A 23,294-nucleotide genomic window follows, 5' to 3' on the forward strand; every position below is an offset into this window, starting at 1 on the left:
CTGTCCCAAGTGTGAGAGGGGGAGCGGCATGCGGCGATCGGGTTCGGACGGCATATCCAGGCGATCATTCGTTGCGGGCCTTGCCGGTCTCGGGGCAGCGCTTGCAGCCTCCCGAAGCCGCGCCGCAGTCCCGGCCATCGACGCGACATTCCTGTTTTCCAACGATATCCATGCCTGCCTCGTTTCAATCGAAGGGCTTGCTCCCAACTGCGCGGCCGAAGGCAAGACGGACGCCAATCTGCTGCGCCACGTCGCGGCGCTGAATGCCGTGCACGCCATGCGCTGGCCGGAGACGGTTGCCGGCAAGCCGAGCGGGCTTGCAAGCGCCGGGCGAGAGATCGGCAAGCCGCTCGGCCTGGTGCTCGGCGGCGATCTCACCGATGACGGCGGCGGCCAGGTGCGCCAGCCGCGCGAGGGGCGGCAGTTGCAGCAATTCTCAAGTCGCTACCAGGAAGGGGCGGGACCCGACCACGTCCACATGTCCGTCTATGTCGGCCTCGGCAACCACGACCTCGACCAGGATGGGCCCACGCCGCATGTCGACTGGTATCGCCGCGAACTGCGCGACTATGTCGAGCTCAACCACCGCCAGTCGGTGTTCTACAAGCCTCCGGTGCCGGTCACCAACTACGATCCGCTGTCGGATTGCTACTCCTGGGACTGGGGCGGGCTGCATCTGGTGCAGTTGCAGCGCTTCGGCGGCGACGAGACCAAGGGTGCGGTCAATGCGCTGCCCTGGCTGAAACAGGATCTGGCGTCCTATGCCGCCGACGGCCGGCCGGTGATCCTCTTCCAGCACTATGGCTGGGACGCCTTTTCGACGGAGGTCTGGGATGCGAAGGCCAGGACTTTCGACGACGAAGGCGACGGCGCTCCGCATTGGTGGAGCATCCCTCAGCGCCAGGCGCTGCTCGACACCGTCAAAGGCAGCAACGTCATCGGCCTGTTCCACGGGCATCAGCACGAAACCGCAATGATCTACCGGCAGGGCGGGCTCGATCTCATCAAGCCGAAGGCGGCCTACATGGGCGGCTTTGCCGTCGTGCGCGTGACCGATGGCTTCATGGACGTGGCGCTGGCGGAGGCTGGACAGAGCCATGGCGAGGTTGTCTTTACCGATACCTTCAGCAAGCGCCTTTCCTAGGTCGAAAACTCTATCTGAATCAAATATTTAAGGTGTCGAATCCCCTGTCTCCGGACAGCCGTGCGGCGCTCCGTTTTCCACGTCTTGTGGATTTTTGATTTACGTACATCAGAAATTCCTCTAAAGGCAGAACCCGGAGGAAAACATGCGCCCGACAGTTCACGATATCGCTGCTAGAGCCGGGGTCAGCCTCGCGACCGTCGACCGGGTTCTGAACAACCGGCCGGGCGTGCGTGGTGTCACCCGCGACAAGGTCGAGCGCGCCATCGAAGCGCTCGGCTATGTGCGCGACGTCGCCGCCGCCAACCTCGCCAAGAGCCGGATCTACCCGCTGGTCTTCATCCTGCCAGAGGGCGACAACACCTTCATGCGCGGCCTTGCGGCCGAGGTGGAGGCGGCGAAGGCGCGCTCGGCAGTCGAGCGCACGGCGATCACGGTCTTTTCCGTGCCGGCCTTCGACCCGGAAGCGTTAGCTGCAGCGCTTCATAAAGCGCGGGCGCTTGACCCGGCCGGCGTCGCGGTCGTTGCGATCGATGCGCCCGAGGTCGTCAGTGCGGTAGATGCGCTGCGTGAAGACGGCGTCGCCGTCGTGACGTTGGTTTCCGACCTGCCGGGGTCGTCGCGCGATCATTTCGCCGGTGTCGACAACGTTGCCGCCGGCCGGACCGCCGGCACCCTGATGGGGCGTTTCCTCGGTGGCCGAAACGGCCCGGTGGCGATCGTAGCCGGCTCGATGCTGGTGCGCGACCATCGCGACCGTCTCGAAGGCTTTGGCGCAGCCATGGCAGAAAGTGCGCCTGGCCGCCGGCTGCTGCCCGTCGTCGAAGGCCATGACGATCCGGCCGAGGTCGATCGCCTCGTCTCCAACCTTCTCGCCGATCAACCGGAACTTGCCGGCATCTACAGTCTCGGCGCCGGCAATCGCGGCCTGATCGCGGCGCTGGAAAAGGCAGGTCGCGAAAAGGCTGTCTGCGCCATCGCCCATGAACTGACGCCGCACAGCCGCGCGGCACTTCTTTCCGGCACGCTCGACGCTCTCCTCAATCAGGACGGCGGCCATGAGGTGCGCAGCGCCATCCGGGTGCTGAAGGCCCGCGCCGACGGCCTTTCGGTGATCGGGGCGCAGGAGCGCATCCGCATCGAAATTTTCCTGAAGGACAACCTGCCGGTCGATCCGGCGTAGCGCTTTGAATTTACGCAGTTCTTTCGAAGAATTGCTCAATGGAGGCAAGCATGTATCTCGGACTGGATCTCGGCACCTCGGGCGTCAAGGCAATGTTGATCGATGGCGGCCAGCGCATCGTCGGTTCGGCCTCCGGCGCGCTCGACGTGTCGCGGCCGCATCCCGGCTGGTCGGAACAGGACCCGGCTGATTGGGTGCGCGCCACCGAAGAGGCAATTGCCGGGCTGAAGGCGGCACACCCGGCGGAGCTTTCGGCGGTGCGCGGTATCGGCCTTTCCGGCCAGATGCACGGTGCGACGCTGCTTGATGCCGACGACCGGGTGCTTCGGCCCTGCATCCTCTGGAACGACACCCGCAGCTTCCGAGAGGCGGCAGCGCTCGATGCGGACCCGCAGTTCCGCGCCATCACCGGCAACATCGTCTTCCCCGGCTTCACCGCACCGAAGCTTGCCTGGGTGCGGGCCAACGAGCCCGACATCTTCGCCAAGGTGCGCTGGGTGCTGCTGCCGAAGGATTATCTGCGCCTGTGGCTGACCGGCGAGCACATGTCGGAAATGTCCGACAGCGCCGGCACTGCCTGGCTCGATACCGGCAAGCGGCAGTGGTCGGAAAGCCTGCTTGCCGCCACCGACATGGACGAAAAGCAGATGCCGAGCCTGGTCGAGGGAACCGATGCGGCCGGGAAGCTGCGTTCGGAACTGGCCGCGCGCTGGGGCATTTCCGGTGACGTCGTGGTTGCCGGCGGTGCAGGCGACAATGCGGCTTCTGCCTGTGGCATGGGCACGGTCGGCGAGGGCAATGCCTTCGTCTCGCTCGGTACCTCGGGTGTACTCTTCGCGGCGAATGCAAGCTACTTGCCCAACCCGGAAAGCGCCGTACACGCTTTCTGCCACGCACTGCCGAATACCTGGCACCAGATGGGCGTGATCCTGTCCGCGACCGATGCGCTGAACTGGTACTCCGGCATCGCCGGCCGCAGTGCTGCCGACCTGAGCGCCGAACTCGGCGATCATCTGAAGGCGCCTTCGGGCGTCACGTTCGTTCCCTATCTGTCGGGCGAGCGCACGCCGCACAATGACGCGGCGATCCGTGGCGCCTTTGTCGGGCTTGGCCATGAGAGCGGCCGGGTGGTGCTGACCCAGGCGGTGATGGAGGGCGTGTCCTTCGCCATTCGCGACAGCCTGGAAGCCTTGCGCGCCGCCGGCACGACGCTTTCTCGGGTGACGGCGATCGGTGGGGGTTCGCGCTCGCGCTACTGGCTCAAATCGATCGCCACGGCGCTCAACCTGCCGGTCGATCTGCCCGCCGACGGCGATTTCGGCGCTGCCTTCGGGGCGGCCCGCCTTGGCCTGATCGCCGCGACCGGTGCCGATCCCGTTGTCACCTGCTACGCCCCACAGACGGCCGAGACCATTGCGCCGGAGGCGTCGCTGGTTTCGGCCTATGAGGCGAGCTACCAGCGCTACCGCCGGCTCTATCCGGCGATCAAGGGCGCCGTGTCGTGATACGGCGCCCCCTGTCTCGATCCGCCGCCGCGTGCTCAGCGGGCCGGAACCTTGTCGAGGAAACCGGTGACCGTCTTCAGCCGACCATCTTCGATCTGGCAGACATCGGTGCCTTCGATGACAGAGGGAACGCCGTCCGGACCGAGTGCCCAGGAAAAGCGGATCGTGTCGGCGTAACCGTCGGCGGCACCCTTCAGCGTGAAGCGGAAGCCGGGGAACTGTCCGTGCACGCCGGCAATGAGCGCATCCACGCCGGCATGGCCGTCGCCCTGCATGATCGGGTCGCGATAGGCGACGTCGGCGGTGAAGGCCTTCTCGATCTGGCCGGCGCGGCTTGCGGCGTCGGTCGTGTTCCAGGCGGCGATGTAGGCTCTAGCGATGGCGTTGAAGTCGTGCATCGAAGTGTTCCTTTCGTTTGGCGTTTCGATGCTTCCGGTATCGCCGGACGAGGGAATGAAACCAATTACCTTCCACGTAATGGCCGCGCCTATCGCATGGGCGACGCCGGCCGACACCACTCTTGAAAGAGGAGCAAGACCCGTGAGCACTGGCTTTTTCGGCGATATCGCCAAGATCAAATATGAAGGACCGGATAGCGCCAACCCGCTCGCCTTCCGCCATTACAACAAGGACGAGGTTGTGCTCGGCAAGCGCATGGAAGATCACCTGCGCTTCGCGGTTGCCTACTGGCACACCTTCGTCTGGCCGGGCGGCGACCCCTTCGGCGGACAGACCTTCGAACGTCCCTGGTTCAAGGACGACATGGCTGCGGCCAAGCTGAAGGCCGACGTCGCCTTCGAATTCTTCGACCTGCTCGGCGTGCCGTTCTATTGCTTCCACGATGCCGACGTGCGCCCGGAAGGCAAAAGCTTCGTCGAGAACACGAAGAACCTCAACGAGATCGTCGACTACTTCGAAAAGAAGCAGGCCGAGACCGGTGTCAACCTGCTGTGGGGCACGGCGAACCTCTTCTCCAACCGGCGCTACATGTCGGGTGCGGCGACCAATCCGGATCCGGATGTCTTCGCGTTCGCAGCCGCGACGGTGAAAACCTGCCTTGACGCCACCAAGCGCCTCGGCGGCCAGAACTACGTGCTCTGGGGCGGTCGTGAAGGCTACGAGACGCTGCTCAATACCGACATGAAGCGCGAGCTCGACCAGCTCGGCCGTTTCGTCAACCTCGTCGTCGAGTACAAGCACAAGATCGGCTTCAAGGGCGCGATCCTGATCGAGCCGAAGCCGCAGGAACCGACCAAGCACCAGTACGACTACGACGTCGCGACGGTCTACGGCTTCCTGAAGAACTACGGCCTGGAAAACGAGGTGAAGGTCAACATCGAGCAGGGCCATGCGATCCTCGCCGGCCACTCCTTCGAGCACGAGCTGGCGCTTGCCAACGCGCTCGGCATCTTCGGCTCGATCGACATGAACCGCAACGACTACCAGTCCGGCTGGGATACCGACCAGTTCCCGAACAACGTGCCGGAAATGGCGCTCGCCTATTACCAGGTTCTTGCCGGCGGCGGCTTTGCGACCGGCGGCACGAACTTCGACGCCAAGCTGCGTCGCCAGTCGATCGATCCGGAGGACCTGCTGATCGGCCATATCGGCGGCATGGATTGTTGCGCGCGTGGCCTGAAGGCAGCGGCAAAAATGATCGAGGACAAGGCGCTCTCCGCACCGCTCGAAGGCCGCTATGCCGGCTGGCAGGTGCCGGAAGCCAAGAAGATGCTCGACGGCGGCTTCTCGCTGGAAGAGATCGAGGCCTGGGTGCTGAAGTCGGACCTCAACCCGCAGCCGAAGTCCGGCAAGCAGGAGCTGCTCGAAAACGTCGTCAACCGCTACGTCTGAGCGGAGATGGATATCGAAGGGCGCTTCGAAAGCGCCCTTTCTCTTCGTCGACGCGCACGGGAGGCGATCATTGATGTCGCGGATTTCTGCAGCAAGGGCGTGCCGTGGCTGGCCCAATGCCGTTTGCAATGAAATCGATTACAAAACTTTTCGGAATCCGGTCGTGCGCTGTTGCCCCTCGCTGAAAATCTGCTAGCTTCGGCGCCTGCAACGTTTCAGATCCGGCAGTTCTGGGAGAAAACAAAGGCGTGCAATCGCCTTTCATGCCGGCTGTCAGGACAAGGCCAACACCAATTTCGGCCGTTCCATCGGGAGGAAAATCAGCATGAAGACCATCAAGGGGCCAGGGCTCTTTCTTGCGCAATTCGCCGGCGATGCCGCGCCGTTCAATTCCTGGGATGCGATCACCAAATGGGCGGCCGATTGCGGCTACAAGGGCGTGCAGGTGCCGAGCTGGGACGCGCGGCTGATCGATCTGAAAAAGGCGGCGACCTCGAAAGCCTATTGCGACGAGTTCGCCGGCACGGCGCGCGACAATGGCGTCGAGGTAACCGAGCTTTCGACCCATCTGCAGGGTCAGCTCGTCGCCGTGCATCCGGCCTATGATGAAGCCTTCGAGGGGTTTGCAGCACCCGAGGTGCGCGGCAATCCCAAAGCACGCCAGGCCTGGGCGGTGGAACAGGTGAAGCTGGCGCTGACGGCCTCGAAGAACCTCGGCCTCAACGCCATGGCAAGCTTCTCCGGCGCGCTCGCCTGGCCTTTCGTCTATCCCTGGCCGCAGCGGCCGGCCGGTCTCGTCGAGACCGCCTTCGATGAACTGGCGAAGCGCTGGAAGCCGATCCTCGACCATGCCGAGGATTGTGGCGTCGACGTCTGCTACGAGATCCATCCGGGCGAGGATCTGCACGACGGCATCACCTACGAGATGTTCCTGGAGCGCACCGGCAACCATGCCCGCGCCTGCATGCTCTATGACCCTTCGCACTACGTGCTGCAGTGCCTCGACTATCTCGACAATATCGACATCTACAAGGACCGCATCCGCATGTTCCACGTCAAGGACGCGGAGTTCAACCCGACCGGGCGCCAGGGCGTCTACGGCGGCTACCAGGGTTGGGTCAACCGTGCCGGCCGCTTCCGCTCGCCCGGCGACGGCCAGGTGGATTTCGGTGCGGTGTTCTCGAAGATGGCCGCCAACGATTTCGCCGGCTGGGCGGTGGTCGAGTGGGAATGCGCGCTGAAACATCCAGAGGATGGGGCACGCGAGGGTGCCGATTTCGTCAAGCATCACATCATCCGCGTGACCGAGAAGGCGTTCGACGACTTTGCCGGGGCTGGCACGGACGAGGCGGCCAACCGGCGCATGCTGGGGATCTGAGGCAGGTAGGACCTGAGGGTGCGACTGCCCGCTCTCCTCGGGTTAACCCGAGGACTGGCCCTCTTCCCGCAGGCGGGGAGAGGGGACGTGGATTGCCGCTGACCACGGGTTATCGTGGCTGCTGTTGCTGCGGTTTCGCAAGCGGGTGCGGCATGAGCCCTTCTCCCCGCGTGCGGGGAGAAGGTGCCGGCGGGCGAATGAGGGGCATCCCTTGCGCCAGGAAACGAACAAACAACACGGAACGAACAGGGGAGAAGATCATGGCAATCGAAGGAACGAGCGAGAAGCGCGAGCGTCGCATCCGGCTCGGCATGGTGGGCGGCGGCTCCGGCGCATTCATCGGCGCGGTGCATCGCATCGCAGCCCGTATCGACGATCACTATGAGCTGGTGGCCGGCGCGCTGTCGTCGACGCCGGAAAAGGCGGAAAGCTCAGGCCGAGAGCTCGGGCTCGATCCGTCGCGGGTCTATTCCGACTTCAAGCAGATGGCGATCCGCGAGGCGAAGCTGAAGGATGGCATCGAGGCGGTGGCGATCGTCACGCCAAACCATGTGCACTACGCTGCGGCCAAGGAATTCCTGAAGCGCGGCATCCACGTGATCTGCGACAAGCCGCTGACTTCGACGCTTGGCGACGCGAAGAAGCTGAAGAAAGCGGCGGACGAGAGCGATGCGCTGTTCGTGCTGACGCACAATTACACCGGCTATCCGATGGTACGGCAGGCGCGCGAGATGGTCGCCAATGGCGAGATCGGTGCGGTGCGGCTGGTGCAGATGGAGTACCCGCAGGACTGGCTCACCGAAAACATCGAGCAGTCGGGCCAGAAGCAGGCGGCCTGGCGCACCGATCCGGCGCGCTCGGGTGCCGGCGGCTCGACGGGTGATATCGGCACGCACGCCTATAATCTCGGCGCCTTCGTATCGGGTCTCGAACTCGAAGAACTCGCTGCCGATCTCGACAGCTTCGTTGGCGGCCGCCAGCTCGACGACAACGCCCATGTGATGATGCGCTTCAAGGCGAAGGACGGCGAGCGCGCCAAGGGGCTGCTCTGGTGCAGCCAGGTGGCGCCCGGCCACGAGAATGGCCTGATGGTGCGCGTTTACGGCACCAAGGGCGGGCTTGAATGGACGCAGAAGGACCCGAACTATCTCTGGTACACACCGTTCGGTGAGCCGAAGCGCCTGCTCACTCGCGCCGGCGCCGGGGCGGGTGCGGCCGCAAACCGCGTCAGCCGTATTCCGTCGGGCCATCCGGAAGGCTATCTCGAGGGCTTCGCCAACATCTACACGGAGGCGGCGCGCGCCATCTTTGCCAAGCGCAAGGGCGAGAAGATCGATCCGGCCGTCACTTACCCGACCATCGACGATGGCATGAAGGGCATGGTCTTCGTCGACGCCTGCGTACAGTCATCCAAACGAAATGGGGCGTGGGTAAAGGTATAGCCGCAGGCCAATACCGGCGGAAGGGCGGGGCTTTCCCGCCCTTTTTCGCGAGTTGACATTTGCCGGCATGGATTTAGGTCGGCCCGCTACAAACCGAAAACCAAGGTCCCGCTGGCAGCGGGGCCGGAACGAGACGAGACAAAGAGATGACCGATCCCAAGATCCTGGCAGAGCGCTTCCCGGGCGATTTCGTATTCGGGGTGGCGACCGCCTCCTTCCAGATCGAAGGCGCGACCAAAGCTGACGGGCGCAAGCCGTCGATCTGGGATGCCTTTTCGAACATGCCGGGCCGTGTCTTCGGGCGTCACAACGGCGATGTCGCCTGCGATCACTACAATAGGCTCGACGAGGATCTGGACCTGATCAAGAGCCTCGGCGTCGATGCCTATCGGTTTTCCGTTGCCTGGCCGCGGATCATTCCTGAAGGCACCGGCCCGATCAACGAAAAGGGTCTCGATTTCTACGACCGCCTCGTCGACGGTCTGAAGGCGCGTAACATCAAGGCCTTCGCCACGCTTTATCATTGGGATCTGCCGCTGGCACTGATGGGCGATGGCGGCTGGACGGCCCGCACGACGGCCTATGCCTTCCAGCGCTACGCCAAGACCGTGATCGCCCGCCTCGGCGACCGGCTCGACGCGGTCGCGACCTTCAACGAGCCCTGGTGCTCGGTGTGGCTCAGCCACCTCTATGGCATCCATGCGCCGGGCGAGCGCAACATGGACGCAGCCCTGCATGCGCTGCACTTTACCAATCTGGCGCACGGGCTCGGCGTCGACGCCATCCGCTCCGAGCGGCCGAGCTTGCCTACGGGCATCGTCATCAATGCGCATTCGGTCTACCCGGGTAGCGACAGCGCGGCCGACAGGAAAGCCGCCGATCGCGCCTTCGACTTCCACAATGGCGTCTTCTTCGGTCCGATCTTTAAGGGGGAGTACCCCGAAAGCTTCATGAGCGCGCTCGGCCATCGCATGCCGGCGATCGAAGACGGCGACATGGTGACGATCTCCCGGCCGCTCGACTGGTGGGGGCTCAACTACTACACGCCGATGCGGGTCAGTGCCGATCCGGCCAAGGGCGCAGAATATCCGGCAACCATCAATGCCAAGCCGGTGAGCCAGACAAAGACGGATATCGGTTGGGAGGTTTACGCTCCGGCGCTCGGCAGCCTGGTCAAGACGCTGAACGCGACCTACCAGCTGCCCGACTGCTACATCACCGAGAACGGCGCCTGCTACAACATGGGTGTCGAGAACGGCATTGTCGACGACCAGCCGCGGCTCGACTATATCGCCGACCACTTGTCGGTGACGGCGGATCTGATCGCCGAGGGTTATCCGATGCGCGGCTATTTCGCCTGGAGCCTGATGGACAATTTCGAATGGGCCGAAGGTTACAAGATGCGTTTCGGCATCGTCCATGTCGACTACGACACGCAGGTCCGCACCATCAAGAAGAGCGGTGAGTGGTACCAGGCTCTGGCCGAACAGTTCCCGAAGGGCAACCACATCTGACGCTCAAGCGGGCGGGCTCACCCGCCCGCAACGCTTCCGTGCGGCTCGGTCAATTCACCGCCGGACCGGCAGGACTTCCAGGCTCTGCCGGTCGAGCTGGGCCAGCACTTCCTTGAAACCGTAGCGCGGCTTCCAGTCGAGCTTTTCGATCGCAGCACTCGGGTCATACACCCGGTCGATGGTCGCGGGCAGCGGCCAGTCGCGATCGGCAAAGGCCTGCGACAGTTTTGGCGCACGCTCACGCAGGAGCCCTGCGGCATCCTCCGCCAGCCGGCGGCAATCCGTTGGAAGGAACGGCGTTTCGCCCGAGATGATGTAGCGCTGAAAAGCCGGGCCGCCATTGTCGAGTGCTGCCACATGCGCGGCAGCCACGTCGCGCGCATCGATGCCGCGGTGCAGGCGGTAGCTTGCGATACGATCGGCGACCTCCGGGAAACAGCGCGACATGCGCAGCACCCGCACATGCAAAGCACGATCCGCCGCGTTTTCGAGCAGAGCTTCGGCCGCAAGCTTGGTGTGGTGGTAGATGGTGTGCGGCTTCGGCGGCGTCTCCTCGGTGATCCAGGCGCAGCCGCCTTCCGTGACCGCATGACCATAAAGTGCCGTCGTGCTGGTAAAGACGATGCGGCCGACGCCGGCGGCCTGGGCTGCGGCAATCACCAGATGGGTGCCCATCACATTGACGCGCTCGAACTCCTGGTCGGCGACGGCGTCTACATGTGGCGCGTGCAGGGCCGCCGTATGGATGACGGCGTCCGCCCCTTCCATCGCGCGCTCCAGCAGTTCGCCATCGACGAGATCGCCGACGATGGCCGTCGTGCCGAAGGGCGCGCGATCGATGCCGATGACGTCATGGTCGGCGGCGGCGAGCGCGTTGTAGATCGCTCTGCCGATGCGGCCGGAACTTCCGGTCAAGACGATGCGCATTTCTCACCTCATATTCCTGTTCCTGCCCGTTAGCATGAAATGCGGTCGGACACAGTCCGCCCGAACAAGGATTTCCAAGATGGCGATTTGCGGGATGACGGCGCGTTGCGAAGCAAAAGAGCATGGTTTTGCCGTTGCTTGGCAAATTCGGAAAAATCATGCCTGTGAAAGGGCATGGCAATTCTCCATAAGAGCCGTAGATTATGTCGCATGCGGGCCATGCGGCAGCAAAGTTGAACTGACTGGTTGCTTGATGTTAGAGAAGTGCTCCCTGTTCCGAATGCGTTGTCGAATGTCGGCCTGACCAGACGCGCGTTCCATCCCGGCCAGGCCCGGGATCATGAGTTTTGAACATCCGAGAGCACTTATGTACCCGCACATTCCGACTGCGCCTCATTCGGGGAATTCCGAACGATGAGCGTTTCCGCCCAAAACGCCGCGCCATCGGCTGACGCGGCCGTCGTCTTCGACGGCGTTTCCAAGCATTTCCCCGCGTCCGGCACCAGCGGCGCCTTCACTGCGCTCGACAAGGTCTCGCTGACCGTCGACCGTGGTTCGATCACCGGCATCATCGGCCGCTCCGGCGCTGGCAAGTCGACGCTGATCCGACTGGTCAACGGGCTCGAAAAGCCGACGGGCGGCAAGGTGCTGGTTGACGGCGTCGATGTCGGCGGGCTCGACGAGGCGGCGCTGCGCAGCCTTCGCCGCTCCGTCGGCATGATCTTCCAGCACTTCAACCTGCTGTCCTCGCGCACCGTGTTCGGAAACGTCGCGCTGCCGCTCGAAATATCCGGCATGGACAAGCGCGCGATCGAACAGCGCGTTCGGCCGCTGCTCGATCTCGTCGGTCTCGCCGACAAGCACGGGCGCTATCCGGCCGAACTTTCAGGCGGCCAGAAACAGCGCATCGGCATCGCCCGGGCGCTTGCGACCGAGCCGAAGCTCCTGCTCTCCGACGAGGCGACCTCGGCGCTCGATCCGGAAACGACCCAGTCGATCCTGGAGCTTTTGAAGCGCATCAATGCCGATCTCGGCCTGACGGTGCTGCTCATCACCCACGAGATGGAAGTGGTGAAGGCGGTGACCTCAGACGTCGCCGTCATCGATCATGGCCGCATCGTCGAGCGTGGCCACACCTTCGACGTCTTCACCCATCCGAAGCACGAGACGACGCGGGCGCTGCTCTCGGGGCTGCCGGGGTCGAAGCTTCCAGACGCGGTCGCCCGCGCCCTGAAGTCTGCACCCGCGGCCGGCGATCGCGCCGTCGTGCGGCTCACCTTCTTCGGGGCTGCGGCCGAGAAGCCGCTGATCTCGCAGCTGATCAAGTCTGTCGGCGCCGAGGTCAACATCATCGCCGGCACGATCGACGAGATCGGCGGCGCGCCCTATGGCTCGCTGGTCGTCGCCTATGGCGCGGATGCCGAGACGTCCGGCCGCGCCGAACGCTTCTTTGTCGAAAACGGTCTGGTCACGGAGGTGCTCGGTTATGTCGCCTGATATTCTCCTGCGCATCGGCGGGGCCACCGTCGACACGATCTATATGGTCGCCATCGCCGGCCTGATCGGCTCGCTGATCGGCGGGCCAATCGGCATCTTCCTCGCCACCAGCGGCAAGGGTGAACTCTTCCCGGCGCCGACGCTCAACCGCATCATCGGGCTGATCGTCAACGCCACGCGCTCGACGCCGTTCATCATCCTCGTCGTCGCCATCATTCCGTTTACGCGACTGCTCACCGGCACCTCCATCGGTACGAAGGCTGCGATTGTGCCCTTGACGATTGCCACCATTCCCTTTGTCGCGCGGCTGGTGGAAGCGGCGATCCGCGAGATCGACAAGGGCCTGATCGAGGCGGCGCGCGCCATGGGCGCGACCCCGATGCAGATCGTCTTCAAGGTGCTGCTCGCCGAAGCGCGGCCCGCGCTGACCCTGGCGCTCACCATGACCGCCGTCAGCCTCATCGGCTATTCGGCGATGGTCGGTGCCGTCGGCGGCGGCGGGCTCGGCGACCTTGGCATCCGCTACGGCTACCAGCGCTTCATGCCCGACGTGATGCTCGTCGTCGTCATCGTGCTGATCGTGCTGGTGCAGTTCGTCCAGAGCGCCGGCGACGGGCTGGCGCGGCGCTTCGACAAGAAAAACCGCAAGACCTGATTTCCTCCCAAGACTGAACGTGAACAAGGAGACGACCATGAAGAAGCTTATCATCGCGGCAGCGATTGCCGCTCTTTCCGCCGGCACGGCACTCGCCGAAACCATCAAGGTCGGCGTCACGCCGGGCGAACACGCCCAGATCATGGAGAAGGTGAAGGAAATCGCAGCTCCCAAGGGCCTCGATATCGAGATCCTCGAATTCTCCGACTATGTCGTCCCGAACCAGGCTCTGGCTGACGGCGACCTCAACGCCAACTCGTTCCAGCACCAGCCCTATCTCGACAACCAGATCGCCGATCGTGGTTTCGACATCGTCAGCGTCGGCACCACCATCACCACCCCGATGGGCGTCTATTCGCAGAAGGTGAAGAGCCTCGACGAGCTCAAGGACGGCGCCACGATCGCCATTCCGAACGACCCGACGAACGGCGGCCGCGCGCTGCTGGTTCTGGCGTCGAAGGGCCTGATCAAGGTCAAGGAAGAGGTCGGCCTCAAGGTCACGCCGGCCGACATCACCGAGAACCCGAAGAACATCACGTTTGCCGAGCTTGACGCTGCCCAGTTGCCGCGCTCGCTGCAGGACGTCGATGCCGCCGTCATCAACACCAACTACGCGATGGAAGCCGGCCTGCACCCGAAAAAGGACGCGATCGCGATCGAAGGCGAGAAGTCGCCCTACGCCAACGTGATTGCCGTGCGCAAGGCCGACAAGGATGCTCCGTGGGTGAAGACCCTGGTCGAATCCTACCACGACGAAAAGGTGAAGGCCTTCATCAACGACACCTTTAAAGGCGCGTTGATCCCGAGCTGGTAAGCGTCTCTGGTAAAGGGAAACATGGACCGCGCGCTGCAACTTGCGGCGCGCGGTTTTTCTTTGACCGCATGGCTTGCTTGGCTATCCTCCTGGCACTTCGAGGAGGACGAACCATGAGCGTCTTGAAAGGCGGATGTCTCTGCGGTGCAATCCGGTATGAGCTGAACCGTGAGCCGCTTTTTTCCGGTTTCTGCCATTGCCGCGATTGCCAGCGCACGACAGGCACCGGTCATTGCTGTTACATGATCTTCGAGCGGGCCGATGTGACGATGTCGGGAACCGGCCGCGGTTACGAGACGCGCGCTGAAAACGGCAATCCTTCGATCCGCTATTTTTGCGAAACCTGCGGCAGCCAGGTTTATGGCTCCGGCCCGCCGGACGATCCGCGTGTGTCGATCTATGCCGGCACGCTCGACGACCCGTCGGTATTTCGACCGACAGACGCCATTTTCACCCGCAGCCGCCATGAATGGGACCGCAGTGCATTGGCACTTGAGGAATGCGAGGCGTTGCCGGGCTGACAGGGGGAAGTCGGTGCTGTGTTGCTCTGGAAAACTGCCCTTGAGATTGTGGTGCTCACAAATACGCCTCAGAGTCGTGTTCATTGCGGTGCAACCATGTCGCCATTCGAGGCTTAGATGAGATATAGAAACAGCGGTGTTCGCCGGTTGTTTGTTGTGGCACTTGCCATGTTTCTGCCGACGGAGAGAGGGGCTGCGGAGCCGCTTGGCGAGGGCAAGTTTCACGTTCGCTACGCATTTTCGTTGGGCGGTAAGCTTCTTTCTTACGCTGAAGTCGCATGCGATTATGGAAAGACCTGCCTGCTCTTCACCGATCAAAAAGGTGTGGAGCTGAGTCTGCGTCCGGATAGGGACGGTGAAGGCGGAGCGCTGATGGTCAGCTGCGGTGACACTCACTGCGGCTTCTCAAGCCCGGCAATATGGTCGACTGACAACAGCCGGCTGGAAGAGTTTATTGTGGTTGAACGGTCGCCATCCGACTTTGGTCAGGAACTTGTCATCCAGATACGCCGCCGAATCGGTAGTATCCTTCTGAAGTTTCCTCCAACCGAAAGCCCGGTGATCGTACAACCCGACATCAAGCTATGATTGTCAGCTACCGAGGTGGCGCTCGCCGCGCTTCTTCGCAAGTTCGATCTGCCGTTGGCGCTGGCGGTAGCGTTCGCGGTCCTCGTCGGTGCGGACCTCGTGGCAATGGATGCAGGAGACGCCGTCCTCGTGGTGCGGTGAAGTGAGGTCCGCCTTGGTCAGCGGCTGGCGGCAGGCGTGGCAGAGCGTGTGCTCGCCTTCCTCGAGGCCATGGGTGACGGAGACGCGATCGTCGAAGACGAAGCAGGCGCCTTCCCAGAGGCTTTCTTCCTGGGGCACTTCCTCGAGATATTTCAGGATGCCGCCCTTGAGGTGGTACACCTCATCAAAGCCCTGCTCCTTCATGAAGGCGGTCGCCTTCTCGCAGCGGATGCCACTGGTGCAGTACATGGCGATCTTCGGCTTGTTGTGCAGGCCGGTGTTGTTGCGCACCCAATCGGGAAATTCGCGGAAAGTTTTGGTGTTCGGATCGACCGCACCCTTGAAGATGCCGATGGCGGTTTCGTAGTCGTTGCGCGTATCGATGACGATCGTCTCGGGATCGGAGATCAGCGCATTCCAATCCTTCGGATCGACATAGGTGCCGACGATCTTGTTGGGGTCGATATCCTCGACGCCCATGGTGACGATTTCCTTCTTCAACCGCACCTTCATGCGCAGGAACGGCATGGACGATGCACGGCTTTCCTTGTGCTCCAGTGCGCCGAATTCGGGCTGCGCGCGCAGGAACGAGAGCACCGCGGCGATGCCGGCATCCGTGCCGGCGATCGTGCCGTTGATGCCTTCATGCGCCAGAAGCAGCGTTCCCTTGACGCCGTTTTCGTCGCAGACGGCCTGCAGCGGTTCGCGAAAATCGGCGAAACGCGGGAAGCGTGCGAAATGATAGAGCGCGGCCACCAGAAATTGGCCATGCGTCTCACCATGGGGCTCAGGGCGCGGGGTCGTGAAAATGTCGGTCATGGCCCGTGCAAATACAGCTTTCGCGCCGCAAGCGCAATCGCGGCGGGGGCCAGGGGCACTCTGTCGCGGCGCGGACAGTCGGTCCGCCCGCCGAAATTTCGCCGAAGCATCAGCGCGCGGCGTCGAGCCAGAGCAACCGGATCGTTCGGCTTTCGTCGTCCGGTTCCTCCTGGAAGACCTCGGCGGCGAGATCAAGAGCGTGCTTGCGCAAGCTTCCCTGTCGGTCGATGACGGCTGCGATGAGGTGGGCCTGATCCTGACTGTTACCGGCAAGCCCCGGATCCTCGTTGATCAACTGGGTCATGACCGCGAGATCGTTGAGGTGCCCGAGCGTGTCGACCAGCGCTTTAGCCTCGGTGCGCTTGGCCTGCAGGGCGGAAGGCCAGACCGCGTGCATCAGGCCGAGATGCATGCGGTAGTCCTGCGCCCGCTTTCGCAGCTCGTGGAACGCCGGGGCTTCCGAAGTCTCGCTGCATGCCTGCCTGGCGCGCTTGGCCCGCCTCAGAGTGCGCCGCCATCCCTTCGTCAGCCGGTTTGCGGTCTTGCGGCGTCGATCGTCGAATGTCACTTGGCTGAGGGCCTGCAGTGCCTGCTCGCAGCGCACGATGGTCGCTGCCACGCGGTCCTCGATATCGGTCGCGCTTGCCGTGATGCGGTCCCGGCGTGTCGTCAGCCGCTCGCAGACATGGGCGAGCGCCCGTTCTTCCTCCTCGTTGCAAGCGGCTGCCTTGAGGTAATGGGCATTCTCGACCAGTGCGGCCGCGTCCCGAACGGTTGAGAGGTTGCGGGCCATGTCGCGGATGCGCGCATTTTCGTGCTTCTGAAAAAGCGGCACGTCCGCTGCGACGAGACGGTACAGCGAGCGCAGGCGCTTGAAATTCTTGCGGGCGTCATGGATCGCCTCGTGCACCCCGTCAGGCCGATCCTCGAGCGTCATCACCGCCTGTGTGAGCTGTTCGGCGGCGATCGTGCGGAAGTCTTCGGAAAAAGGCCGTCCAGGTTCGAAGGCGTAAGTCATGGTTGCGGTTCCGTCAGTCCTTCTGTGGCGAGGGACTGGTTGGAGTAGCGGCGATCGCCCGTGATTTCCTGCCCGACCCAATCGGGCAGCGCCGGCATGTCGGTTTCGCGCTTCATCTCGACTTCCGCAACGACGAGGCCTTTGAGCGCGCCTCCATAGACGTCGACTTCCCAGGTGAACCCCTTGTGCGGCACCCGGTAGCGCCTCTTCTCGATGACGATCCCGACCGCCTGGGTCAGCATCTCGCGGGCATCGTCCATCGGCAGGTCGTACTCGTATTCGTTTCTGACCAGTGCCGACTTGCCGATCTTGATGGTCAGCCGCGCCCATTTGTCGCCGTGGATGCGCACGCGCAGCGAGCGGTCGTCCATGGTCACGACATAGGCCTGCCTGAGGTCAATGCCCTTGTCCGCACGCTCTCGCCACCCATCGGAAGCGACGAGAAACTTGCGCTCTATTTCCTTCGCCATGGAAAATCCGCCATTTCGAGGGCCCGCGGCCTTCAACCTATCGCTTTCACGCAAAGGCTCAAGTCATCTCTTTGTCGCAAGTTGCATATTACCGTTGCCTTACATGCGAAAGCCGCGCTCCCGCCGCCTTGGGTCTCGACAACCGGTGGCCGGGGGAGTATGCGGAGGGCATATTCAATCGTTTTAAAAAGGACGATCGGCATGAGCGCGAAATCCGACAGGCTTCTTTCAACCCTCAAACTGGCGCCGGTTGTTCCGGTGCTGGTGATCGACGACGTGGCGACCGCCGTTCCCCTGGCGCGCGCGCTCGTTGCCGGCGGGTTGAAGGCGATCGAGATCACGTTGCGCACGCCGGCCGCACTCGAAGCGATCCGCGCCGTTGCCAACGAAGTCGAAGGCGCTGTTGCTGGTGCCGGTACGATCCTCAACGCCGCCCAGTTCGAAGCCGCGGTCGAAGCCGGCTCGAAGTTCATCGTCAGCCCCGGCACGACGCAGGAACTGATCGATGTGGCCAACGACCACGAGGTGCCGCTTTTGCCGGGTGCGGCGACGGCGAGCGAAGTCATGGGTCTGCGTGAAGAAGGCTACGACGTCATGAAGTTCTTCCCGGCCGAGCAGGCCGGCGGCGCCGCCTACCTCAAGTCGCTGTCCTCGCCGCTTGCCGGCACGCTCTTCTGCCCGACGGGCGGCATTTCCCTTGCCAATGCGCGCGACTATCTGACGCTGCCCAACGTCGTTTGTGTCGGCGGCTCCTGGGTTGCGCCGAAGGAACTGGTTGCCAAGGGCGACTGGGCCGGCATCACCAAGCTTGCGGCAGAAGCCTTCGTGCTCAAGGGCTGAGCGGCAAGCAACGCCTTCCGTTTTTTTGAAAGGCCGGGTGGAGAGCCCGGCCTTTTTCTTTGGCTGTACGGCGTCGCTCGCCTCTGGCGCGAATTTGTATTTTCCCTGCAACGTTCCTATGTCTCAATCCATTCAGCGACGGGCGCGCGGGCGGCGCACCCTTGAGCTCGCCTTCAACCGCCCGGAACCGACAAGGAGCGAAACCCGATGTTCGACGCGAAGAAATTGCTGGATCAGTTTCTGGGATCGCAGGTGCCCGGTGCCGGCGGCACGGTGCGCGATCGCGCGACCCAGGCGACGCAGCTTGCCAAGGACAATCCACTGGCGAGCGGCGCCATTGCCGCTGTTCTGCTCGGCACCAAGTCGGGTCGTCAGCTGGCCGGCAACGCCGCCGTGCTTGGCGGTCTCGCGGCGATCGCCGGTCTCGGCTACCAAGCCTACAAGAATTATCAGGCCGGCAATACGCCGGGCGGTGCAACGGTTGCCAAGGGCGAGCCGGAACTTCTGCCGCCGCCGGCCGATTCCGGCTTCGCCTCTGCTCCGGAAGCCGTCAGCCATGATTTTGCGCTGACTCTCGTGCGCGCAATGATCGCCGCTTCGCGTGCCGACGGCCATATCGACGAGGCCGAGCGCCAGCACATTATGGACAAGTTGTCGGTCTCGGGCCTTTCGGCCGATGCCGCGGCCTTCCTCGAAGGCGAGCTTGCCAACCCGGTCGATATCGACGCGATCGTCGGCGCGGCAAAGACCGAAGAGGAGCGCGTGGAGATCTACACCGCGTCGCGCCTGACGATCGAGCCGGAAACCCGTGCGGAGCGCGGCTATCTCGACCTGCTCGCCGGACGCCTCGGACTTCCCGACGCGCTCGTCGATCACATCGAGGCGACGGTCTCGGCCGCCAAGGTGCCGGCCACCGCGTAGGATACCGTTCGGGGGGCATGGTTTCATCACCGGTTCGAACAGGGTTCATCACCAGTTTGAATTTGTGTCGGCCGCCACTCTGGCCTATGCCGAAGGGCAGGGATGAAGGAGGAGCGGCCGATGCAGGATCTGAAGAACTGGAAAGGGTGCCCGGCGCCGAAGGGCGTCGCGCTCGAAGGGCGTTTCGTCAAGCTCGAGGCCTATGAGCGCGACCGGCATCTGCAGGACCTCTGGGAAGGCCTCGGCGGTATGGCGATCAACCCGCTGCTCAAATACTTCACGCAGCCGGATTTTAGGGATATCGACGCTTTCGATGCCTGGCTGACGGCGGCGCAGGAGAAATCCGGCTGGGTTACAGAGGTCTTCCGCGACAAGGCGACCGGCATCGTCGTCGGCATGGCCAATTACATGCGTGCCGATCCCGCCAACGGCGTCGTCGAAGTCGGCTCCGTGGCACACGGCGCCGCCATGGCCCGCTCGCCGCTCTCGACCGAAGTGCATTACCTGATGGCGAAGCACGCCTTCGAGGATCTCGGCTATCGCCGCTACGAGTGGAAATGCCATAGCGAGAACATGGCGAGCCGCAAGACCGCCGCCCGGCTCGGGTTTACCTTCGAGGGCATCTTCCGCCAGCACATGATATCCAAGGGCGGCAACCGTGATACGGCCTGGTTTTCGATGATCGACAGCGAATGGCCGCTGCTCAATGCCGCATTCGAAACCTGGCTTGCAGCTGATAATTTCGATGAAGACGGTCGCCAGAAGCGGCGGCTTGAAGATATACGCTCGGATCTGGAGCTGCAGGCGTCGAAATAGGCGCTGGCTGCTTAAGCCGCAGCAGACAACAACAGGGAAGTCATGCAGAACAAGGAAAAGTCACCGGCGATCGCCGCTGCGATCATTCTCGTCGTCGCCGGTCTCGGCTTCTTCGTCCTGCCGTCGATCATGCTCAAGCTCGGCGATATCTCGCCCTGGCTTGCTGCCGCCTTCGGCGTGATCTTCGTGCTCGGCTTCTTCCTGCTCTTCTGGCTGCGCGCCCGCTACCAGCGCAAGCGCGGGCTCTGACGGCCCGATCAGGCCGCGTGCGTCAGCTCTGCAGAGCCGCGCCGAGCAGCGCCAATCCCAGCAACAGAACCAGGGCAGCGCCGGCGATCTCGATGCCGTTCGAGATCCGGGCAGCCGCCGCGCCGTTTGCCGCATAGCGCAGCGCAACGCCCTTTGCGGTGACGGCCATGGTCGCAAGGATTGAGACGGTGATCGCCGTACCGATCGACATGGCGAAGACCGAAAGCACGCCGCCGAGGTAAAGCCCGTTCAGGAGTGCGAAGGACAGCACGATGAGTGCGCCGGAGCACGGGCGCAGGCCGACGGCGATGACTGCCGACCAAGCTTCGCGGAGCGCAAAACGATCCCCTTTCAGCATCGACGGGTCGGGCGCATGCGCATGGCCACAGCTCGAGCAGACCTCGCCCGGGCCATGGCTGTGCCCGTGGTGATCATGATGGTGGCTATGATGATGATCATGATGATCATGATGGTGATCGTCCGCGAGCTGGACGTGCCCGCCGCCGGCAACGGAAGCCAAGGCAACCGGACGCAGCATCGACCGTAGCTTGCGCAGGAGAAGCCAGCCGCCGAAGGCGGCGATCAGCGCGTAACTTGCGATCTCCAGCCAGCGCGTGGCGCTGGTCATGCTGATCGAGGTACCGCGCAGGATGAGGTAAACGGCGCCGATCAGGAGGATCGCGACCACGCCCTGCAGCAGCGAGGACAGGAAGGAGAGCAGCACGCCGCGCTTCAGTTCCGTCTCGTTGGCGATCATGTAGGACGAGATCACCGCCTTGCCGTGGCCGGGGCCGGCGGCATGCAACACGCCATAGGTGAAGGACAGGCCGACCAGCGACCAGAGCTGCCAGGGGTTCTCACGCATCCCCTTCAGCGCATTGGTCATCAGCCGGTAGAAGCCCTGCTGCTCCATGTTGATCCAGGCGAAGAAGCCGCCGAGAAAACCGGTCGTCTTGAACGCGGGCTCGGCCGTGCCGATGCCGAGGGGCGACTGCGCCGCGGCGATCGTTGCAGAAAGCGCCGTGACGACGAGCGCGGCCGTAACCAGACGTGCGATCCCGCGGGTGTTCAGCATGTGATCTCGATCCTGGTTGCAAACAGCTTCGACATGTCGGTGCCCGTCGGGTCGCTCCAGAAGGCGTCGGTCAAGGTGTCCTTGTTCTCGGCGAGAACTTCGTCGGGATCAGGGCGGACGACCTTGTGCTCACAGGCATTGATCTTGTCGCCGACGACGGTCAGGTCATCGTCGGTGGCGAAGTCCATGGCCGTATACATCGTTGGATCGTAGACGCCGAAGGAGAGCTTGCCCTTGAGCGGCATCGGCTCGGCCGGCTTGACCGCGAACATCATCAGCAATTGCCCGTCCTTGTAGTCGACGGTGATGTGATCCGGCTTGTTGACCTTGATGGTTTTGCCGTTGTCGAGGATCGTCGTGTAATAATTGTACTCGGACAGGGACTCCATCACCGTCTGCCCGACTTCGGCCAATTCATCCGGATCGAGCGTCGCGTTCGAGTTCTTGTCGAAATCGAGCACCACGCTGGAGGAGAACAGTTCGTCGAAGCGCCAGACGTTCCTGAGTTCGCTGATCTCGTCCTTGTCGTCGGAGACGACCTCGAGGCGCGCTTCCGCAAAGATGTGCGGGTGGGCAAAGGCCAGCGACGGGGCAGCCAGGGTGGCAAGGCCGGCCATGACGAGGCGTTTGGTTCTCATGTGGCGGCAATCCTTTCGGCTGGAGCGATCGCTCCGCGATTCGTTTCCGGGAATGTACCGGAAATGGGACGGAATTGGGACTTTGAGGTGCCGGCGCCCGATCACCGTGGCTTGCGAAACCAGGCGTGCAGGAAGTCGACGAGGGTTCTGACCTTGGCCGGGAGGTAGCGGCGATGCGGATAGATCGCATAGATGCCGCGGTCGCGGGGGAGGAAATCGTCGAACAGCGTGACGAGTTCGCCGGTAGCGATTTTCGGGCGGGCGATGAAATCCGGGATGATCGATACGCCGAGGCCGGAGACGGTGGCTCTGAGGGCTGCAAGCGGGCTGTTGACCTCGATCGGGCCGCTGACGGGCACGGTGAAGGCCGAACCATCGGGCTCGACGAAGCGCCAGTTGGAGTAGGAGCGGCCATTGGTATCGAGAATGCAGGGCAGCTTGGAAAGGTCCGTCGGGTGCGAGATGGGGCCAGATTTTTCCAGGAATTCCGGGGCAGCGCAGATCAGCACCTGGAAATCGTCGAGCTTGCGGGCGATCAGCGTCGAATCTTCGAGCCGGGTGATGCGGATGGCGACGTCGAAGCCTTCCTCGACCAGATCGACGAAACGGTCGTCGGAGATGATTTCGAGCGAGAGTTCGGGATGCTGCTTGCCGAAATCGACCAGCGACTGGCCGATGTCGGCATCGACGAAGGTGCGCGGCGCGGTGATGCGCAGCCGTCCCTTGAGGTCGGAGTTGTTGGCGCGCACGAGATCGGCGAGATTGTCGATCTCCTTCAGGATTTCCGATGCGGTGCGATAGTAGGTGTGGCCAGCCTCGGTCAGCGAGAACTGCCGTGTCGTGCGGTTGAGGAGCAGCGCACCGAGTTCATCCTCGAGCTCGCGCACATATTTCGAAAGCAGCGCCTTCGACTTGCCGACACGCCTTGCGGCGGCCGAGAACCCCTCGGCGTCCACGACATCGATAAAGGCGCGGATGCGGGTGAGTGTGTCCATGGCGATCTTTCTTTCGTGCTCTCAATCGTGCTTCGCCGATTCGCCGGCGAAGGCCTCTTTCCGCGTCGATAATGCAGACGGCAGATTGTCCGTCGCTTGCGTCATTGCGCCGGGTTCTGCCTTCAGTGCCGGTTCTTATAAATAATAGTCTTCTTTCAATGCTTTAGCGTTGTGGACGATCTGGCGCCAAGCGTTCAAAATTTGTGAACATCGACAGTTTTGCCCGGCTGGAAAAAAATTCAACCGCGGTTGTGAAAAAACTCTTGATTACGACGGGCTTTTTTCTTACCTAC

The 23,294-nt window shown here is 63.0% G+C and carries 25 protein-coding genes; 17 read left to right on the top strand and 8 right to left on the bottom strand.

Going from position 1 to position 23,294, the window contains the following annotated elements:
- The first annotated feature begins 28 nt into the window (after window positions 1–28).
- The 3 genes from OVA00_RS21490 to xylB all read left to right on the top strand — a co-directional run bounded on the left by OVA00_RS21490 (window position 29) and on the right by xylB (window position 3,832).
- Complete coding sequence (locus OVA00_RS21490) at window positions 29–1,144, top strand: metallophosphoesterase (protein ID WP_268089594.1); 1,116 nt, start codon at window positions 29–31, stop codon at window positions 1,142–1,144.
- A 145-nt stretch (window positions 1,145–1,289) separates the two neighbouring features.
- Window positions 1,290–2,327, top strand: coding sequence for a LacI family DNA-binding transcriptional regulator (locus tag OVA00_RS21495; protein ID WP_034787022.1), 1,038 nt, complete (start codon window positions 1,290–1,292; stop codon window positions 2,325–2,327).
- Between the two features lie 50 nt (window positions 2,328–2,377).
- Window positions 2,378–3,832 (top strand): xylulokinase, encoded by a 1,455-nt coding sequence (xylB, locus tag OVA00_RS21500; protein ID WP_268089595.1) that lies wholly within the window; start codon window positions 2,378–2,380, stop codon window positions 3,830–3,832.
- A gap of 35 nt (window positions 3,833–3,867) precedes the next feature.
- Here the strand turns inward: xylB and OVA00_RS21505 are convergent, their stop codons facing one another.
- Window positions 3,868–4,230 carry a nuclear transport factor 2 family protein gene (locus tag OVA00_RS21505; RefSeq protein ID WP_090298098.1) on the bottom strand — a complete coding sequence of 121 codons (363 nt, stop codon included), beginning with the start codon at window positions 4,228–4,230 and terminating at the stop codon, window positions 3,868–3,870.
- Between the two features lie 142 nt (window positions 4,231–4,372).
- Between OVA00_RS21505 and xylA the strand changes: the two genes are divergently transcribed.
- From xylA to OVA00_RS21530, 5 genes are all read left to right on the top strand, one after another.
- The gene (gene xylA / locus OVA00_RS21510; RefSeq protein WP_034787018.1) at window positions 4,373–5,683 is read left to right on the top strand and encodes a xylose isomerase; all 1,311 of its coding nucleotides are present in this window, start codon (window positions 4,373–4,375) and stop codon (window positions 5,681–5,683) included.
- Window positions 5,684–5,689: 6 nt separating this feature from the next.
- Entirely contained in the window at window positions 5,690–5,815 is a 126-nt protein-coding gene (locus tag OVA00_RS21515; RefSeq protein WP_268089596.1) for a hypothetical protein, read from the top strand.
- 193 nt (window positions 5,816–6,008) lie between these two features.
- Window positions 6,009–7,061 (top strand): sugar phosphate isomerase/epimerase family protein, encoded by a 1,053-nt coding sequence (locus tag OVA00_RS21520; protein ID WP_034787015.1) that lies wholly within the window; start codon window positions 6,009–6,011, stop codon window positions 7,059–7,061.
- A gap of 260 nt (window positions 7,062–7,321) precedes the next feature.
- On the top strand, window positions 7,322–8,503 hold the full coding sequence (locus OVA00_RS21525) for a Gfo/Idh/MocA family protein (RefSeq protein ID WP_060517518.1): 1,182 nt from the start codon (window positions 7,322–7,324) through the stop codon (window positions 8,501–8,503).
- Window positions 8,504–8,649: 146 nt separating this feature from the next.
- Window positions 8,650–10,017, top strand: coding sequence for a GH1 family beta-glucosidase (locus OVA00_RS21530; RefSeq protein ID WP_268089597.1), 1,368 nt, complete (start codon window positions 8,650–8,652; stop codon window positions 10,015–10,017).
- A gap of 54 nt (window positions 10,018–10,071) precedes the next feature.
- On the opposite strand, the gene OVA00_RS21535 is transcribed toward OVA00_RS21530, so the two are convergent.
- Entirely contained in the window at window positions 10,072–10,944 is an 873-nt protein-coding gene (locus OVA00_RS21535; protein WP_090297985.1) for an NAD-dependent epimerase/dehydratase family protein, read from the bottom strand.
- Window positions 10,945–11,358: 414 nt separating this feature from the next.
- On the opposite strand from OVA00_RS21535, the gene OVA00_RS21540 reads away from it, so the two are divergent.
- From OVA00_RS21540 to OVA00_RS21560, 5 genes are all read left to right on the top strand, one after another.
- Window positions 11,359–12,441, top strand: a complete 1,083-nt coding sequence (locus OVA00_RS21540; protein ID WP_089044929.1) for a methionine ABC transporter ATP-binding protein — start codon at window positions 11,359–11,361, stop codon at window positions 12,439–12,441.
- Complete coding sequence (locus tag OVA00_RS21545; RefSeq protein WP_268089598.1) at window positions 12,431–13,096, top strand: methionine ABC transporter permease; 666 nt, start codon at window positions 12,431–12,433, stop codon at window positions 13,094–13,096. Before OVA00_RS21540 ends, OVA00_RS21545 begins: the two co-directional genes overlap by 11 nt.
- Before the next feature lie 37 nt (window positions 13,097–13,133).
- A complete protein-coding gene (locus OVA00_RS21550; RefSeq protein WP_034786995.1) occupies window positions 13,134–13,910 on the top strand; it encodes a MetQ/NlpA family ABC transporter substrate-binding protein in 777 nt (258 codons plus the stop codon).
- 113 nt (window positions 13,911–14,023) lie between these two features.
- The gene (locus OVA00_RS21555) at window positions 14,024–14,431 is read left to right on the top strand and encodes a GFA family protein (protein ID WP_034786992.1); all 408 of its coding nucleotides are present in this window, start codon (window positions 14,024–14,026) and stop codon (window positions 14,429–14,431) included.
- Window positions 14,432–14,548: 117 nt separating this feature from the next.
- Entirely contained in the window at window positions 14,549–15,019 is a 471-nt protein-coding gene (locus OVA00_RS21560) for a hypothetical protein (protein ID WP_268089599.1), read from the top strand.
- 3 nt (window positions 15,020–15,022) lie between these two features.
- Here OVA00_RS21560 and trhO read toward each other — a convergent pair whose 3' ends face one another.
- The 3 genes from trhO to OVA00_RS21575 all read right to left on the bottom strand — a co-directional run bounded on the left by trhO (window position 15,023) and on the right by OVA00_RS21575 (window position 17,467).
- Entirely contained in the window at window positions 15,023–15,979 is a 957-nt protein-coding gene (gene trhO / locus OVA00_RS21565; RefSeq protein WP_268089600.1) for an oxygen-dependent tRNA uridine(34) hydroxylase TrhO, read from the bottom strand.
- Window positions 15,980–16,088: 109 nt separating this feature from the next.
- The gene (locus tag OVA00_RS21570) at window positions 16,089–16,997 is read right to left on the bottom strand and encodes a CHAD domain-containing protein (protein WP_268089601.1); all 909 of its coding nucleotides are present in this window, start codon (window positions 16,995–16,997) and stop codon (window positions 16,089–16,091) included.
- Entirely contained in the window at window positions 16,994–17,467 is a 474-nt protein-coding gene (locus OVA00_RS21575) for a CYTH domain-containing protein (protein ID WP_034786982.1), read from the bottom strand. Before OVA00_RS21575 ends, OVA00_RS21570 begins: the two co-directional genes overlap by 4 nt.
- Window positions 17,468–17,668: 201 nt before the next feature.
- On the opposite strand from OVA00_RS21575, the gene OVA00_RS21580 reads away from it, so the two are divergent.
- The 4 genes from OVA00_RS21580 to OVA00_RS21595 all read left to right on the top strand — a co-directional run bounded on the left by OVA00_RS21580 (window position 17,669) and on the right by OVA00_RS21595 (window position 20,293).
- Window positions 17,669–18,307, top strand: coding sequence for a 2-dehydro-3-deoxy-phosphogluconate aldolase (locus OVA00_RS21580; protein ID WP_034786978.1), 639 nt, complete (start codon window positions 17,669–17,671; stop codon window positions 18,305–18,307).
- Between the two features lie 207 nt (window positions 18,308–18,514).
- Window positions 18,515–19,228 (top strand): tellurite resistance TerB family protein, encoded by a 714-nt coding sequence (locus tag OVA00_RS21585; protein WP_034786977.1) that lies wholly within the window; start codon window positions 18,515–18,517, stop codon window positions 19,226–19,228.
- 120 nt (window positions 19,229–19,348) lie between these two features.
- The gene (locus OVA00_RS21590) at window positions 19,349–20,044 is read left to right on the top strand and encodes a GNAT family N-acetyltransferase (RefSeq protein WP_034787278.1); all 696 of its coding nucleotides are present in this window, start codon (window positions 19,349–19,351) and stop codon (window positions 20,042–20,044) included.
- 42 nt (window positions 20,045–20,086) lie between these two features.
- Complete coding sequence (locus OVA00_RS21595) at window positions 20,087–20,293, top strand: hypothetical protein (protein WP_034786975.1); 207 nt, start codon at window positions 20,087–20,089, stop codon at window positions 20,291–20,293.
- A 22-nt stretch (window positions 20,294–20,315) separates the two neighbouring features.
- Here the strand turns inward: OVA00_RS21595 and OVA00_RS21600 are convergent, their stop codons facing one another.
- From OVA00_RS21600 to OVA00_RS21610, 3 genes are all read right to left on the bottom strand, one after another.
- A complete protein-coding gene (locus OVA00_RS21600; protein WP_090297979.1) occupies window positions 20,316–21,368 on the bottom strand; it encodes a nickel/cobalt transporter in 1,053 nt (350 codons plus the stop codon).
- The gene (locus tag OVA00_RS21605) at window positions 21,362–22,006 is read right to left on the bottom strand and encodes a DUF1007 family protein (protein WP_034786971.1); all 645 of its coding nucleotides are present in this window, start codon (window positions 22,004–22,006) and stop codon (window positions 21,362–21,364) included. Before OVA00_RS21605 ends, OVA00_RS21600 begins: the two co-directional genes overlap by 7 nt.
- 101 nt (window positions 22,007–22,107) lie before the next feature.
- On the bottom strand, window positions 22,108–23,001 hold the full coding sequence (locus OVA00_RS21610; RefSeq protein ID WP_268089602.1) for a LysR family transcriptional regulator: 894 nt from the start codon (window positions 22,999–23,001) through the stop codon (window positions 22,108–22,110).
- Window positions 23,002–23,294 lie beyond the last annotated feature (293 nt).

The sequence above is a fragment of the Ensifer sp. SL37 genome (genome assembly GCF_026672675.1).
In the GTDB taxonomy this organism is placed as follows: domain Bacteria; phylum Pseudomonadota; class Alphaproteobacteria; order Rhizobiales; family Rhizobiaceae; genus Ensifer; species Ensifer adhaerens.